At 61.5% G+C, this 14,761-nt stretch carries 15 protein-coding genes; 10 read left to right on the top strand and 5 right to left on the bottom strand.

Annotated elements, in window-relative coordinates; genetic code table 11:
* The first annotated feature begins 40 nt into the window (after window positions 1-40).
* The 4 genes from ACZ92H_RS10895 (at window position 41) to ACZ92H_RS10910 (ending at window position 5,442) form a co-directional block, all read left to right on the top strand.
* Window positions 41-1,249: an ABC transporter substrate-binding protein gene (locus ACZ92H_RS10895; RefSeq protein ID WP_131374841.1), complete on the top strand. Its 1,209-nt coding sequence runs from the start codon at window positions 41-43 to the stop codon at window positions 1,247-1,249.
* Between the two features lie 159 nt (window positions 1,250-1,408).
* Window positions 1,409-2,293: a branched-chain amino acid ABC transporter permease gene (locus ACZ92H_RS10900; protein WP_092798935.1), complete on the top strand. Its 885-nt coding sequence runs from the start codon at window positions 1,409-1,411 to the stop codon at window positions 2,291-2,293.
* A 31-nt stretch (window positions 2,294-2,324) separates the two neighbouring features.
* Window positions 2,325-3,305 (top strand): branched-chain amino acid ABC transporter permease, encoded by a 981-nt coding sequence (locus ACZ92H_RS10905; RefSeq protein WP_465049351.1) that lies wholly within the window; start codon window positions 2,325-2,327, stop codon window positions 3,303-3,305.
* Between the two features lie 76 nt (window positions 3,306-3,381).
* Entirely contained in the window at window positions 3,382-5,442 is a 2,061-nt protein-coding gene (locus ACZ92H_RS10910; protein ID WP_465049352.1) for a 3-hydroxybutyrate oligomer hydrolase family protein, read from the top strand.
* 47 nt (window positions 5,443-5,489) lie between these two features.
* Here the strand turns inward: ACZ92H_RS10910 and ACZ92H_RS10915 are convergent, their stop codons facing one another.
* From ACZ92H_RS10915 to ACZ92H_RS10935, 5 genes are all read right to left on the bottom strand, one after another.
* The gene (locus ACZ92H_RS10915) at window positions 5,490-6,281 is read right to left on the bottom strand and encodes an EAL domain-containing protein (RefSeq protein ID WP_131374835.1); all 792 of its coding nucleotides are present in this window, start codon (window positions 6,279-6,281) and stop codon (window positions 5,490-5,492) included.
* A 44-nt stretch (window positions 6,282-6,325) separates the two neighbouring features.
* Window positions 6,326-7,483 carry an iron-containing alcohol dehydrogenase gene (locus ACZ92H_RS10920; RefSeq protein ID WP_465049354.1) on the bottom strand — a complete coding sequence of 386 codons (1,158 nt, stop codon included), beginning with the start codon at window positions 7,481-7,483 and terminating at the stop codon, window positions 6,326-6,328.
* A gap of 76 nt (window positions 7,484-7,559) precedes the next feature.
* Window positions 7,560-7,721: a hypothetical protein gene (locus ACZ92H_RS10925; RefSeq protein ID WP_465049355.1), complete on the bottom strand. Its 162-nt coding sequence runs from the start codon at window positions 7,719-7,721 to the stop codon at window positions 7,560-7,562.
* A complete protein-coding gene (locus tag ACZ92H_RS10930; protein WP_465049356.1) occupies window positions 7,718-8,077 on the bottom strand; it encodes an NADH-quinone oxidoreductase subunit A in 360 nt (119 codons plus the stop codon). The genes ACZ92H_RS10925 and ACZ92H_RS10930 overlap by 4 nt, the downstream gene beginning before the upstream one ends.
* Window positions 8,078-8,088: 11 nt before the next feature.
* Window positions 8,089-8,409, bottom strand: a complete 321-nt coding sequence (locus tag ACZ92H_RS10935; protein ID WP_465049357.1) for a DMT family transporter — start codon at window positions 8,407-8,409, stop codon at window positions 8,089-8,091.
* 316 nt (window positions 8,410-8,725) lie between these two features.
* Between ACZ92H_RS10935 and mnmG the strand changes: the two genes are divergently transcribed.
* From mnmG to atpB, 6 genes are all read left to right on the top strand, one after another.
* Window positions 8,726-10,663: a tRNA uridine-5-carboxymethylaminomethyl(34) synthesis enzyme MnmG gene (gene mnmG / locus ACZ92H_RS10940; protein ID WP_465049358.1), complete on the top strand. Its 1,938-nt coding sequence runs from the start codon at window positions 8,726-8,728 to the stop codon at window positions 10,661-10,663.
* Window positions 10,660-11,304 carry a 16S rRNA (guanine(527)-N(7))-methyltransferase RsmG gene (gene rsmG, locus ACZ92H_RS10945; RefSeq protein ID WP_131374826.1) on the top strand — a complete coding sequence of 215 codons (645 nt, stop codon included), beginning with the start codon at window positions 10,660-10,662 and terminating at the stop codon, window positions 11,302-11,304. Before mnmG ends, rsmG begins: the two co-directional genes overlap by 4 nt.
* A 168-nt stretch (window positions 11,305-11,472) precedes the next feature.
* The gene (locus tag ACZ92H_RS10950) at window positions 11,473-12,243 is read left to right on the top strand and encodes a ParA family protein (protein ID WP_131374824.1); all 771 of its coding nucleotides are present in this window, start codon (window positions 11,473-11,475) and stop codon (window positions 12,241-12,243) included.
* A gap of 92 nt (window positions 12,244-12,335) precedes the next feature.
* On the top strand, window positions 12,336-13,220 hold the full coding sequence (locus ACZ92H_RS10955; RefSeq protein ID WP_465049359.1) for a ParB/RepB/Spo0J family partition protein: 885 nt from the start codon (window positions 12,336-12,338) through the stop codon (window positions 13,218-13,220).
* A 293-nt stretch (window positions 13,221-13,513) separates the two neighbouring features.
* On the top strand, window positions 13,514-13,882 hold the full coding sequence (locus ACZ92H_RS10960; RefSeq protein WP_131374820.1) for an ATP synthase subunit I: 369 nt from the start codon (window positions 13,514-13,516) through the stop codon (window positions 13,880-13,882).
* Between the two features lie 51 nt (window positions 13,883-13,933).
* Window positions 13,934-14,743 (top strand): F0F1 ATP synthase subunit A, encoded by an 810-nt coding sequence (gene atpB / locus ACZ92H_RS10965; RefSeq protein ID WP_071325907.1) that lies wholly within the window; start codon window positions 13,934-13,936, stop codon window positions 14,741-14,743.
* Window positions 14,744-14,761: the final 18 nt, after the last annotated feature.

Here is a 14,761-nt window from a genome sequence, read left to right on the forward strand (position 1 = left end):
AATCGTTTAAATAGCAAACAATAATCCCAACGGAGACTCTATGAAACGTAACGCTATCGCCATTGCCACCGCCACCCTCTGCGCACTGGGCTTTTCCGCTGCCGCGCACGCCCAGGTTTCGGGCGACACCATCAAGATTGGCTTTATTTCCGACATGTCCGGCGTGTATTCCGACGTCGACGGCCTGGGGGGCGCGGAAGCCATCAAGATGGCGATCGCCGATGCCGGCGTGGTCATTGCCGGCAAGAAGGTGGAATTCATTTCCGCCGACCACCAGAACAAGGCCGACATCGCCGCCTCGAAAGCGCGCGAATGGTTCGACCAGCAGGGCGTCGACATGCTGATCGGCGGCACCAATTCCGGCGCCAGCCTGGCCATGGCCAAGGTGGCGGCGGAAAAGAAAAAGATCTTCATTGCCATCGGCGCCGGTTCTTCGCGCCTGACAAATGAAGAGTGCACGCCGTACACCGTGCATTACGCCTATGACACGGTGGCGCTGGCGCGCGGCACGGGCGGCACCATCGTCAAGCAGGGCGGCAAGAACTGGTATTTCATGACGGCCGACTACGCGTTCGGCCACTCGCTGGAAAAAGACACGGCCGAAGTCGTCAAGGCGGCGGGCGGCAAGGTGCTGGGCAGTGTCAAGCATCCGCTGGGCGCCTCGGACTTTTCCTCTTTCCTGCTGCAGGCGCAAGCGGCAAAACCGCAAATCCTGGGCCTGGCCAATGCCGGTGGCGACGCCATCAACAGCATCAAGGCGGCCAATGAATTCGGCCTGACGAAATCCATGAAGCTGGCTGGCTTGCTGATCTTCATCAATGACATCCATTCGCTGGGCCTGAACCTGACGCAGGGCATGTACCTGACGGACGGCTGGTACTGGGACTTGAATCCGGAAACGCGGGCCTGGTCGAAGCGTTACTTTGACAAGATGAAGAAGGAACCGTCGATGCTGCAGGCGGCCGACTATTCGGCGGCGGCGAACTACCTGAAAGCCGTCAAGGCGCTGGGCACGGATGATACGGAGAAAGTCATGGCGTATCTGAAGAAGACCAAGATCAACGACATGTTCACCAAGAATGGCGAAGTGCGTCCCGATGGGCGCATGGTGCACGACATGTACCTGATGGAAGTGAAAAAACCGTCCGAGTCGAAATACCCATGGGATTACTACAAGGTGGTGGCCACCGTGCCGGGCGCGCAAGCGTACGTGACCAAGGCTGAATCGAAGTGTTCGCTGTGGAAGTAACGCTGTAGCAACATCTTCAGATGGCCCGCCGCGGCGCGGGCACTCTGTCCTGCACGCTTCGCTCGCAGGGTTCGCCTTGCGCCGCCGCACCCGGTTGCGGCGGCGTGTTTCCCTTGATACCACACCGTCGCCTGGCGGTGCTTTTTATACTGTGATGCCATGGAAATTTTCGGCGTTCCATTACAAGCGATGATGAGCCAGCTGCTGCTGGGTCTCGTCAACGGCTCGTTCTATGCCATGTTGTCCCTCGGTCTGGCCGTCATCTTCGGCTTGCTCAACGTCATTAATTTCTCGCACGGCGCCATGTACATGATGGGCGCCTTCCTGGCCTGGATGGGCCTCAGCTATTTCGACATCAATTACTGGGCCATGCTGGTCATTGCCCCCATCCTCGTGGGCCTGGTCGGCATCCTCATTGAAAAGACCATGCTGCGCTGGTTGTACAAGCTTGACCACCTGTATGGCTTGCTGCTGACTTTTGGCATCACCCTGATCATGGAAGGCGTGTTCCGTTCCTTCTATGGCGTCTCGGGCCAGCCGTACGCCGTGCCCGAAGCACTGGCCGGCGCCACCGACCTGGGCTTCATGATCCTGCCGAACTACCGCGCCTGGGTCGTCATCGCCTCGCTGTCCGTCTGCCTGGCAACCTGGTTCGTCATCGAGAAAACCAAGCTGGGCGCCTACCTGCGGGCCGGCACGGAAAATCCGAAACTGGTGGAGGCGTTCGGCATCAACGTGCCGCTGATGGTGACCCTGACCTTCGGCTTCGGCGTGGCGCTGGCCGGCTTCGCCGGCGTGCTGGCCGCGCCCATCATCCAGGTCTCGCCGCTGATGGGTTCGAACCTGATCATCGTCGTCTTCGCCGTGGTGGTGATCGGCGGCATGGGGTCCATCATGGGCTCCATCCTGACGGGCCTGGCGCTGGGCGTGATCGAGGGCCTAACCCGCGTGTTCTACCCGGAAGGCTCGGCCACCGTGGTGTTCGTGGTGATGGTCATCGTGCTGCTGCTGCGTCCCGCCGGCCTGTTCGGCAAAGAAAAGTAATCCTCATCAGTCATGTATTGGAGCTACCACGATGAATAAGAATGTAGGCTACGCCATTGCCTTGCTGCTGGCACTGGCCGCCCCGTTTTACGGCTATCCCGTCTTCCTGATGAAGTTGCTGTGCTTTGCCCTGTTTGCCTGCGCCTTCAATTTACTGATCGGCTATACGGGCCTGCTGTCCTTCGGTCATGCGGCGTTTTTTGGCGGCGCCGGCTATGTCACCGGCTACGCGCTGCGCACCTGGGGCTGGCCGACGGAACTGGGCTTGCTGGCCGGCGTCGCCACCGGTGCCCTGTTGGGCCTGGTGATGGGCGGCCTGGCCATTCGCCGCCAGGGCATTTACTTTACGATGATCACCCTGGCGCTGGCGCAGATGGTGTACTTCCTCGCCTTGCGGCTGCCGTTCACGGGCGGCGAGGATGGCTTGCAGGGTGTTCCACGTGGAACCTTGCTGGGCATGGTCGACCTGGCCAATGACACGGTGCTGTATTACGTCGTGCTGGCCATTTTTGTCGCAGGCTTTGCCCTGATCGTGCGCACCATCCATTCGCCGTTCGGCCAGGTGCTCAAGGCCATCAAGGAAAATGAACCGCGCGCCATCTCGCTCGGCTACGACGTCAACAAGTACAAGCTGATGGCCATCGTGCTGTCGGCGTCGCTGGCCGCGCTGGCCGGCGCCACCAAGACCCTGGTGCTGGGCTTTGAAACCCTGACGGACGTGTACTGGGGCATGTCGGGCCTGGTCGTGCTGATGACTCTGGTGGGCGGCATGGGGACCCTGGCCGGTCCCATCATCGGCGCCGTGCTGATCATTGCGCTGGAAAACAAGCTGGGCGATTTTGGTACTTACCTGGCCGCGCACACGGGCGTCGAGTGGTTCGGGACGTTGGGCGAATCGGTGGGCATCGTCACCGGCATCATCTTCGTCATCTGCGTGCTGATGTTCCGGCGCGGCATCGTCGGTGAAGCGCTCGCCCGTTTCGGCGGCAGGGCGGCCAAGGCCGCTGTCTGATGTTGTAGCAACGCCGGACTGCACGTCCGGCGTTTTTCATTGTGCGTCCACTGTGTCCTCAACGGAGAGAACCACCATGCAAACGACGATCACGCGCGCCGGCGCGAGCCTGTGCACCTTGCTGGCATTGACGGCCTGCGGCAGCAACCATGCGCCGGAAGAACTGAACCAGCTGCCTGCCTACCTGGGCGCCATCACGCGCGCCGACTACGATGGCAAGAGCAATGACTTGCTGACGGCCGGGCTGGGCAAGACGGGCCTGGCGGGGGCCACCCCCGCGTATGCCAACGGGGAGCAGCCGACGCCTGCCGAACTGCGCCGCAATGCCATCCACGCCAATTACCGCGCCGTGCTCGACATTGCCGCCAACAGCGGCTACGGCACCCTGTACGGACCGAACGTGGATGCCAATGGCAATGTGGGCGCGGGCGAGGGCTTGATCGCCGGCAGCGAATACATCGCCTATGCGGACGATGGCACGGGCAGGAAAAACGTCACCTTGATGGTGCAGGTGCCGGCCAGCTTCGACCCGGACCGCGCCTGCATCGTCACGGGCACGTCGAGCGGTTCGCGCGGTATCTACGGCGCCATCGGCAGCTCGGGCGAGTGGGGCCTGAAGAAAGGCTGCGCCGTGGCGTATGCGGACAAGGGCTCGGGCACGGGCCTGTATGTGTTCGAGGACGACAGCGTCAACCTGCAAAATGGCGTGCGGGCAGGCAGGGTCGCCGCCGGCAAGAACGCGCTCTTCGCGCCGGACCTGGGCGACGCGGATCGGCTGGCCTTCGCCGCCGCCTACCCGAACCGTCTCGCTTTCAAGCATGCGCATTCGCAGCAGAATCCGGAGAAGGATTGGGGCAAGGTCACCTTGCAAGCCATCGAGATGGCATATTATGTCTTGAACGAACGCTATGGCGTGCTGGCCCGCGACGGCAGTTCGCACATCGTGCGTTTGACGCCGCAGAACACCATCACGATCGCTTCGAGCATTTCCAACGGCGCCGGCTCGGCCCTGCTGGCGGCGGAGCAGGATGCGAAGGGCTTGATCAGCGGCGTGGCCGCCAGCGAGCCGCAGGCGCAGCCGGCGCCATCGACAGCCTACAGCGTGCGCCAGGGCGGGGTGGTGGTGAATGCGCCGGGGCGCGCGCTGTTCGACTACGCCACCTATGCGGCCCTGTACCAGCCGTGCATCGCCTCCGTGGCCGGCAATGCGGGACGCTGCACGGCGCTGGCTGCCAAAGGCTTGTTGAACGGCGCCGACCTGGCGTCGCAGCAGGCGGACGCGAAGCGGCGCTTGCAGGCGTATGGCTGGCTGCCCGATTCCGATCCCCTGCAGGCGGCGCACGCGGGCACCAACATCTTGGTGGCCGTCACGTATGCGTATGCCTACGGCAAATTTTCCGTGACGGACAAGGTCTGCGGTTTTACCTTTGCACAGACGGACGTGGCCGCCAATCCGATTGCGTTTACGCCGGCGCAAAAGGCGGCCAGCTTTGCCGCGCAAAACGGCATCCTTGGCAATGTCGTGTATGAAGACAGCGTGGGTGGCGCCAAGGCGTACACGGCGGGGGTGTCGCCGTCGACCAGTCTGGCGGACCAGTCGCTCGATGGTTTCCTGTGCCTGCGCAGCCTGGCGACGGGGCAGGATGCCGTCACCGGCGCCGTCCTGCGCGGCACCCTGGCCACGCAAAGCGCGCGCGTGCGCGCTGGCGTGGCCGAGGTACAGGCGACGGCCAAGCTGAACGGCAAGCCAGCCATCCTTGTGCATGGCCGCAGCGACACCCTGATTCCCGTGAATCACGCCTCGCGCGCGTATGTGGGCTTGAATGCATCGGTGGAGGGGGCGAACAGCAAGCTGCGCTATATCGAGGTGACGAACGCCAATCACTTCGATTCCTTCAGCAGCGCCTTGCCGACGTTAATCGTGCCGCTGCACGTGTACCTGAACCGGGCGCTCGATGCCATGTATGCGCATCTGAACGCCAAGCAGGCGCTGCCCCCATCGCAGGTGGTGCGCACGCTCACGCGCCCCGACGCCACGACCCTGATCACGAATCTCAACGTGCCGCCGATCGCGGCGGCGCCGGCTGCTGGCAATGCCATCAATGTGACGGGCACGGTGGTGGACATTCCCAACTAGGCAGCATGGCCTGTGGAACACGCGGCCACGTTTCACGTGGCCGTTTTTTATGCCCAGGCGGCTTCGGGGATTTGCCCCAGGCCCTGGAACACGGGCGGGGAAAACCAGTAGCCCTGCATCAGGGATATGCCGCAGCTGGCAAGGAAGTCGCGCTCGGCGCGCGTCTCGATGCCTTCGGCCAGCACGCGGATGCCCAGTTCCTTGCACATGCCGGTGACGGCGCGCACGATGGTCTGGCGCGCCGGAGAATGATCGATATTGCGCACCAGGTCCATGTCGATCTTGACGATGTCGGGCTGGTATTCGGCCAGCAGGTTCAAGCCCGCATAGCCGGCGCCGAAATCGTCGATGGCCGTCTGGAAGCCGAAGCGGCGGTAGGCGCGGAAAATATCCACCAGGTGGGGGCGGTCCTGCACCCGTTCGCCTTCCGTTACTTCAAAGATGATTTTATCGGTGGGGAAGCTGTGCCGCGTGGCCGCTTCCAGGGTGCTGCGGATGCACACTTCGGGACGATAGACGGCGTTGGGCAGGAAGTTGATCGACAGATAGCCCTGCATGCCCAGCCTGGCGGCACCGGCCACGGCCTTGACCCGGCACGCTTGGTCGAAGCGGTAGCGGTTCTCGTCGTTGACTTGCGCCAGCACGCTGGCGGCGCTTTCGCCACGCGGGCCGCGCACCAGTGCCTCATGCGCGTAGATGCTGCGCGTAGCCAGATCGACGATGGGCTGATACGCATACTCGAAGGCAAAGGCCAGCGGTGCGCTGTCGTGGCAGCCGGCGCAGGCGCCGTGCGGAAAGCGCGTGCTGTCAGGATGGATGGGAATATCGGGAGGCGTCATGGCGGCAGTGTAGCAGGTGGGCTTGGCTCATTCCGTTTGCTGGCTCACAGTGCCGCCGCATAGATGGCGCGCGCATCGTCGCGCGTCACAGGCCGTGGATTGTTCCCCAGCAAGCGCGTTTGCAGCATGGCTTCGTCGGCCAGCCGGTCCAGGTCGCTGGCCGCGATACCCACCTCGCGCAGCGTGCGGGCGATGCCGGTGGCGGCCGCGATGTCCTGCATGGCATCGATGAGGGCGTTAGCCCGCGCTTCCTCGCTGCCCGTGATGCCGGGGCGGAGGATGGCGGCCAGTTGCGCGTACAGGGGCGCCGCGTGGGACACATTGAACCGCAGCACGTGCGGCAGCACCAGCGCATTCGACAAGCCATGTGGCACGTGGAACAGGCCGCCGATGGGATAGGCGAGGGCATGCACGGCCGCCACGGGTGCGTTGGCAAAGGCCTGGCCAGCCAGCATGGCGCCCAGCAGCATGGCCTGGCGCGCGGCCAGGTCCTGTCCATCGTGGCAGGCGGTGACGAGGTTGGCGGACAGCAGCGTCAACGCCTGGCTGGCCAGCATGTCCGACAGCGGATTCTTTTGCAGGCGGCTGGTGTACGCCTCGATCGCGTGCACCATGGCGTCGATGCCGGTGGCAGCCGTGACGGCCGGCGGCAAACCCAGGGTCAGGCTGGCGTCGAGGATGACCAGGTCCGCATACAGCTGCGGTGCCACCACGCCCATCTTGGTGGTGGCGCCCGTCGTGACGATGGCGATCTGCGTGACTTCCGAGCCCGTGCCCGCCGTGGTCGGCAATTGCACCAGCGGCAGGCGCTGGCCGTGGACATTGCCGATGCCATACAGCTGCGCCAGTTCCTGGTGGCCGGGTGCCAGCACGGCAATCAGCTTGGCCACGTCCAGCGAGCTGCCGCCACCGAGGCCGATCACCAGTTCCACGTGAAACATTTGCGCCATCGCCACGCCGGCCAGCACGATGGCGTCGGGCGGATCGGCTTGCACGTCAGAAAAAACATGGGTGTCGATGCCCGCCGTGCGCAAGCTGTGCAGAGGGGCATCGGCCAGTCCCGTGCGCAGAAACCCTGCGTCAGTGACGAGCAGGGCGCGGCGGACGGTGGGGAAGTGATGGGCGATGTGCGCGCCCAGCTGGGCGGCGGCGCCCGCTTCGACGATCAGATGCGGCACGGTGCGGAACTGGAAGGCGGGCATGCAGACTCCTGGCGGCAAGGACAGAAGCCAAGCTTACTCCGCTTTCCCGCGCCGCGCCTGTTTCACGTGGAACCGTTTAGTCTTGCAGCTGGCTTGCCAACCCCAGGCTCACGAGCAGCGACAGGCTGGAGACGGTCGCCAGCACGCGGAACGTGCGCGCATCTTGCCGATGCTCGCGCACGGCCGCATAGGCCAGTCCGGCACCCATCAGCAGGTTGAGCAACAGCAGCTTGCTCATTCCCACTCCAGCGCGCCGCGTTTCCATTCATAGACCAGGCCGATGGCCAGTACGCCCAGGAAACCCATGACGGCCCAGAAGCCGACCAGTCCCAGCGCATTGACGTTGGCCGCCCACGGCATCAGGAAGATGACCTCGATGTCGAACAGGATGAAGAGGATGGCCACCAGGTAGAAACGGATGTCGAACTGCATGCGCGCATCGCCAAACGCTTGGAAGCCGCATTCGTACTGCGACAGTTTCTGCGGGTCGGGTTTGTGCGGACCCAGCACGCGCCCCAGCAGCATGGGCACGATGCCAACCAGGATGCCGATGAGGATGAACAGCAGCACGGGAAAATAGTTGTCGAGGAACATGGCGATCCCCCTCAGTGGCTGGACGACAGTTTCATCAGCACGATGCCACTGACGATGAGGACGGCGGCGCACACGCGCAGGGCATTAAGCTGTTCGCCCAGAAAGACGACGCCGACGATGAAGGCGCCGACGGCACCGATGCCCGTCCAGATGGTGTACGCCGTGCCCAGGGGCAGGGTGCGCATGGCCAGCGACAGCAAGCCGAAACTGGCGATCATCATGACCACGGTGACGACGGAGGGGGTGAGGCGGGTGAAACCCTCGGAGAGTTTCATCGAGTATGCCCACACGACTTCAAGCATGCCGGCAATGAGTAACAGTATCCAGGCCATGGCGGCTCCTTATACAGAGCGGGCCGTCCCGGTGTGTTCCCATGATGGGGGAGGCCGTCCTCCTGGATGGTCGTCCCGACGGCCACTGGCGTGGCCACGGATGCGGACGATGCGGCAATTGTAGCAAACATTTCACGCTGCCGTAGCCCTCTGCATGCCGCGTTGCGTGTTCCACGTGAAACAGAAACGGTGGCCACCATGCCCTTGCTGAGTAAAAATTAAGCAAAAAATGGCCTGCGGAAGGTTGCGCCCGCAAAAAGACTCTATAATCGGAGCTCTCTTCCCGCATTTTTACTTGCACTGTTACCTATTTATCATGTTATTTCCTACAGAATTCGACGTCATCGTTGTCGGTGGTGGTCACGCCGGTACCGAGGCGGCCCTCGCTTCCGCCCGCATGGGGCAGAAGACGCTTTTGCTCACGCATAATATTGAGACACTGGGCCAGATGTCGTGCAATCCTTCCATCGGTGGCATCGGCAAGGGCCACCTGGTCAAGGAAGTCGATGCCATGGGCGGCGCGATGGCGATTGCCACCGACGAGTCCGGCATCCAGTTTCGCATCCTGAATTCCTCGAAAGGCCCGGCAGTGCGGGCCACGCGCGCCCAGGCCGACCGCATCCTGTATAAAGCCGCCATCCGCACGCGCCTGGAAAACCAGCCGAACCTGTGGCTGTTCCAGCAAGCCGTCGATGACTTGATTGTCGAAGGCGACCGCGTCGTTGGCGCCGTGACGCAGATCGGCCTGAAGTTCCTGGCACGCGCCGTGGTGTTGACGGCCGGAACCTTCCTTGACGGCAAGATCCACGTGGGCCTGAACAACTACTCTGCCGGCCGCGCCGGCGACCCGCCCGCGATCTCCCTGTCGGCCCGCCTGAAAGAGCTGAAACTGCCGCAGGGCCGCCTGAAAACGGGCACGCCGCCGCGCATCGATGGCCGCACGATCGACTTTTCCGTGATGCAGGAACAGCCGGGCGACCTCGATCCCGTGCCCGTGTTTTCCGTCATGGGCAACACGGCCATGCACCCGCGCCAGGTGCCATGCTGGGTCACGCACACGAACGCGCAGACGCACGACATCATCCGCGCCGGCCTGGACCGCAGCCCCATGTACACGGGCGTGATCGAAGGCGTCGGCCCCCGCTATTGCCCCTCGATCGAAGACAAGATCCACCGCTTCTCGGGCAAGGAATCGCACCAGATCTTCCTTGAGCCGGAAGGCTTGACGACGCACGAATTCTATCCGAACGGCATCTCCACCAGCCTGCCGTTCGACGTGCAGATCGCCCTGGTGCAGTCGATGAAGGGCATGGAAAACGCCCACATCCTGCGCCCCGGCTATGCCATCGAATACGACTATTTCGACCCGCGCGGCTTGAAAGCCTCGCTGGAAACGAAGGCCGTGGCGGGCCTGTTCTTTGCCGGCCAGATCAACGGCACCACGGGCTACGAGGAAGCGGCCGCGCAAGGCATGCTGGCGGGCCTGAATGCGGCCTTGCTGACGCAGGACAAGGACGCCTGGGTACCGGGCCGCTCCGAGGCCTACCTGGGCGTGCTGGTCGACGATCTGATCACGCAGGGCGTGCAGGAGCCGTACCGCATGTTTACCAGCCGCGCCGAGTACCGTTTGAGCCTGCGCGAAGACAACGCCGACATGCGCCTGACGGAAATCGGCCGCGCCCTGGGCTGCGTGGGCGACGCCCAGTGGCAAGCCTTCGAGACCAAGCGCGAAGCGGTGGCGCTGGAACTGGAGCGCCTGCGTTCCACGTGGGTCAATCCGCGCATCCTGGCGGCCGCCGAGTCGGAACGCATCGTTGGCCAGGCCATCGAGCGCGAATACTCGCTGGCGGACTTGCTGCGTCGTCCGAATGTTGCGTATGACACCCTGATGAGCATGACGGGCATGGAAGGCCAGGCCCTGGCCGGCCCCGGCGTGGAAGACGCGGCCGTGCGCGAACAGGTGGAAATCCAGCTCAAATACGCAGGCTACATCGAGCGCCAGAGCAAGGAAATCGAACGCCATGAACACTATGAAAACCTGGGCTTGCCGGAAGGTTTCAATTATCTGGACATCGGTGCGCTGTCGGTCGAAGTGCGGCAAAAACTCGACAAGCAGCGTCCGCAAACCCTGGGCCAGGCATCGCGCATTTCCGGCGTGACGCCGGCGGCGATTTCGCTGCTGCTGGTCCACCTGAAAAAGCGCGGCTTCGGTGCCGCGCAGACCACCACTTTAAAGGATGAGGTTGTTGAATGAAGCAGTTTGACCGGGCGCTACTTGCCCAGACTTTGAATGAAGGCATTGCCGCGCTGGAGCTTGAGCTGAGCGCGGATCAGACGGAAAAACTGCTCGATTACCTGGCCTTGCTGGCCAAATGGAATAGCGTGTACAACCTGACGTCGGTGCGCGATCCCCTGCAGATGCTGACCCTGCATGTGCTCGATTCACTGGCGGCCGTGCCGGCCTTCGCTGAGGCGAAAAACGTGCTCGACGTGGGGGCCGGCGGCGGCTTGCCGGGCATGGTTCTGGCCATCGCGCGGCCCGATGTGAAGGTGTCGATGATCGACACGGTGCATAAGAAGACGGCATTCCTGACGCAGGTGAAGGCCGAGCTGGGTTTGAGCAACGTCACCGTGTACACGAAACGGGTGGAACAGCTGGAAGTGCAGCAGAAATTCGACGTGATCACCTCGCGCGCCTTCGCCGACCTGTCCGACTTCGTCAACTGGTCGGGCCACGTGCTGGAAGAGGGCGGTCAATTCATCGCCTTGAAGGGCGTGGCGCCGCCAGACGAGCGCGAGCGACTGCCAGCGGAATGGCGAGTTACGGAGCTACGCGCAATCGCGGTGCCAGGGCTAAATGCAGAGCGTCATCTGGTCTTTATAGCAAGAGTTTAAACGCCTGGAAATTAAACGATATAAATCATATAAATGGTTTATACGGTATAAATCATATAAACCGTATAAACGATTTATATCGTATAAATGAAATAAACAGTATAAATCGTTTCGGCGGGATGCCGGGGCGCACGACGAAGTTTGCACCTATTTACAACTAGAAGATACATGGCCAAAATTTTTTGTGTAGCAAATCAAAAGGGTGGTGTTGGTAAAACCACAACAAGCGTCAACCTCTCCGCCGGTCTGGCCAAGTTGAACCAGCGCGTGCTGCTGGTCGACCTCGACCCGCAGGGCAATGCGACCATGGGCGCCGGCATCAACAAGGCCGGCCTGAAGGCGTCGACCTATGAAGTGATGCTGGGCGAGTCCGATGTCAAAACGGCACGCCAGCGTTCGGAGGCGGGGCGCTTCGATGTCCTGCCGTCGAACCGCGAGCTGGCCGGCGCGGAAGTGGAGATGGTCGAACTGGATAACCGCGAACGCCGCCTGAAGGATGCGCTGGCCGAAGTCGATGCCGAATATGACTTCATCCTCGTGGATTGCCCACCGGCATTATCGATGCTGACCCTGAACGGCCTGTGCGCCGCGCATGGCGTGATCATCCCGATGCAGTGCGAGTACTACGCCCTGGAAGGCTTGTCCGACCTGGTCAACACCATCAAGAAGGTGCATGCCAACCTGAACCCGGATTTGAAGATCATCGGCCTGTTGCGCGTGATGTTCGATCCACGCATGACATTATCGCAACAAGTGTCGGCGCAGCTGGAGCAGCACTTCGGCGACAAGGTGTTCAATACCATCATCCCGCGCAACGTGCGCCTGGCCGAAGCGCCATCGTACGGCCTGCCCGGCGTGACCTTCGACCCCAGCTCGAAAGGGGCCCAGGCCTACATCGCCTTCGGCGCCGAGATGGTCGAGCGCATCAAGCATATGTAAACAAGCCCGGGGTCAGACCCGCCGGGTCCGCCCCCAGCACTTGCCGTTGGCTTCAAGGCAAATAGCAATATAGATAAGATTATTAGGACAGCATGGCTACGAAAAAATTAAAAGGACTGGGTCGCGGACTCGATGCCCTCCTGGGCGGCGGCAGCGACTTCGCCAGTCCGGAAACGCATCAACCGTCGAACTTGCCCGTGTCACAAATGCAAGCCGGCAAATACCAGCCGCGCACGCGCATGGACGAGGGAGCCCTGAACGAACTGGCCGCATCGATCAAGGCGCAGGGGCTGATGCAGCCGATCCTGGTGCGCCCGATCGGGCAGGACACCTTGAGCGGACTTGTCAAATATGAAATCATCGCCGGCGAGCGCCGTTTCCGCGCCTCGCAACTGGCGGGCCTGACGGAAGTGCCGGTGCTGGTGCGCGACGTGGATGACCTGGCCGCCGCCGCCATGGCGCTGATCGAGAACATCCAGCGCGAAGACCTCAATCCCCTGGAAGAGGCGCAGGGCATCCACCGCCTGATCGCCGACTTCAGTTTTACGCATGAGCAAGCGGCCACTGCGCTGGGACGCTCGCGCAGCGCTGTCTCCAACCTGTTGCGCCTGATGAACCTGGCCAGTCCCGTGCAGACCATGCTGATGGCCGGCGATATCGACATGGGGCACGCGCGCGCGCTGCTGGCCGTCGACGCGGCCAGCCAGATCACCCTGGCGAACCAGGTGGTGGCCAAGCGCCTGTCCGTGCGCGAGACGGAAAAGCTGGTGACGCGCACCGTCGAGGAAGCGGCCAATCCGGTCGAACCGCGGCACAAGGAAAAATCGGGCGATATCGCGCGCCTGGAAGAAGAGCTGTCCGACGCCCTGGCCACGCCGGTGGTTTTCAAGATGGGCAATAAAGGCCGCGGCCAATTGGTGATCGATTTTGCCGATCTTGACGTGCTCGATGGATTGTTGACGCGCTTGCGTGGTTAAATAGCAAGTTGGCAAAGTCGCGGGAAACGGCACGGACAACGCGACTGCCCACTGCCGTGGACAAGCTGCCAACGCTTTCCGGGCGCAGTGCATAATTCCTTGATAACACGGCTGGAAGCGGCCCGGCAAGCGACTTTGCCATATAGTGGTGCAAATGGCGGCGAATAGTCGGTAAAGCGTCAGTTTCGCGCAGCAATTGCCCTGCTGCGGTGCAGCAACGTTTGACTCTATAGATCAAAGCCAACTATAATCCCGTGTCTTTGCGTGTGTAGATTTTTCTGGGAACCTGGCAATTGAGTGATTTACAACAAAATATTGCCAAACCAGTCTACAAAGTAGTTGCTTTGCAGCTAGCAATCGCTATCAGTTTTGCCACGGTCACCCTGTTTTTCGGTGGCAGTGTGAGAGGCTGGTCCGCCGCATACGGCGGCGCTATCGCAGTCATCGGTAGCCTGGTGTATGCCATGTTGGTGGTTCGCGGTTCTAGCGACGCCAACAAGGCATTCCGGGCGCATTTGCGCGCAGAAGTGGTGAAAATATTTATCACAGCGGTGCTCTTTATCTTGGCACTGGTGTTGTTTCAGTCGGCCGCCTGGTTATGGCTGATCTTGGGTTTCGCGGTGGCAACCTTAGCATACTGGTTTTCATTGCTCGCTGTTTAATCATTGGTTTTGGGGCCTGTTGTGCTCTGAAACGACAAATCTAAATTCATTATGACCACAGAACACGCTATTGAAGCGGGCCATGCTGCCCCGGCCAACGCCACAGAATACATCAGCCACCATCTGGCTCACCTACGCAATGCCGAAGGTACCATCAATCTGGACACGTTCTGGATTTCGGCCATTCTGGGCTTTGTTTTCCTGGGTGTTTTCTACATGGCTTCGCGTCGTGCCACTGCCGGCGTGCCTGGCAAGTTGCAAAACTTCGTCGAAATGGTCATGGAAATCGTCAATGACACTATTAATGGGGCCTTCCACGCGAAAAGCAAGGTCATCGCGCCGCTGGCCATCACTATTTTTGTGTGGGTCTGGTTGCTGAACGCGATGGACTTCCTGCCGGTTGACCTGTTGCCGAAGATTTTGAGCTGGTTTGGCGTGCATAAACTGCGTGCCGTGCCGACCGCCGACGTCAACCACACCTTCGCCATGTCGCTGTCGGTCGTGCTGTGCGTGATCGCCTTCTCGATCAAGGCCAAGGGCCTGGGCGGCTGGATCAAGGAACTGTTTACGGCACCGTTCCATGCGAGCGGCCTGATCGGCACGATCGCCCTGGCACCTGTCAATTTCCTGCTGCAAATGGTTGAGTTGGTTGCGAAACTGATCTCCCTGTCGCTGCGACTGTTCGGCAATATGTATGCCGGCGAACTGATTTTCATCTTGATCGCGTTGTTGCCTTGGTGGGCACAGTGGGCGTTGGGTGGTCCATGGGCAATTTTCCATATCTTGATTGTAACTTTGCAAGCTTTTGTGTTTATGGCGTTGACGGTTGTGTATCTGAGCCTCGCGGTTGAGAAACATTAATCATTAACTTTATATTTT

The sequence above is a fragment of the Janthinobacterium foliorum genome, from assembly GCF_978021625.1.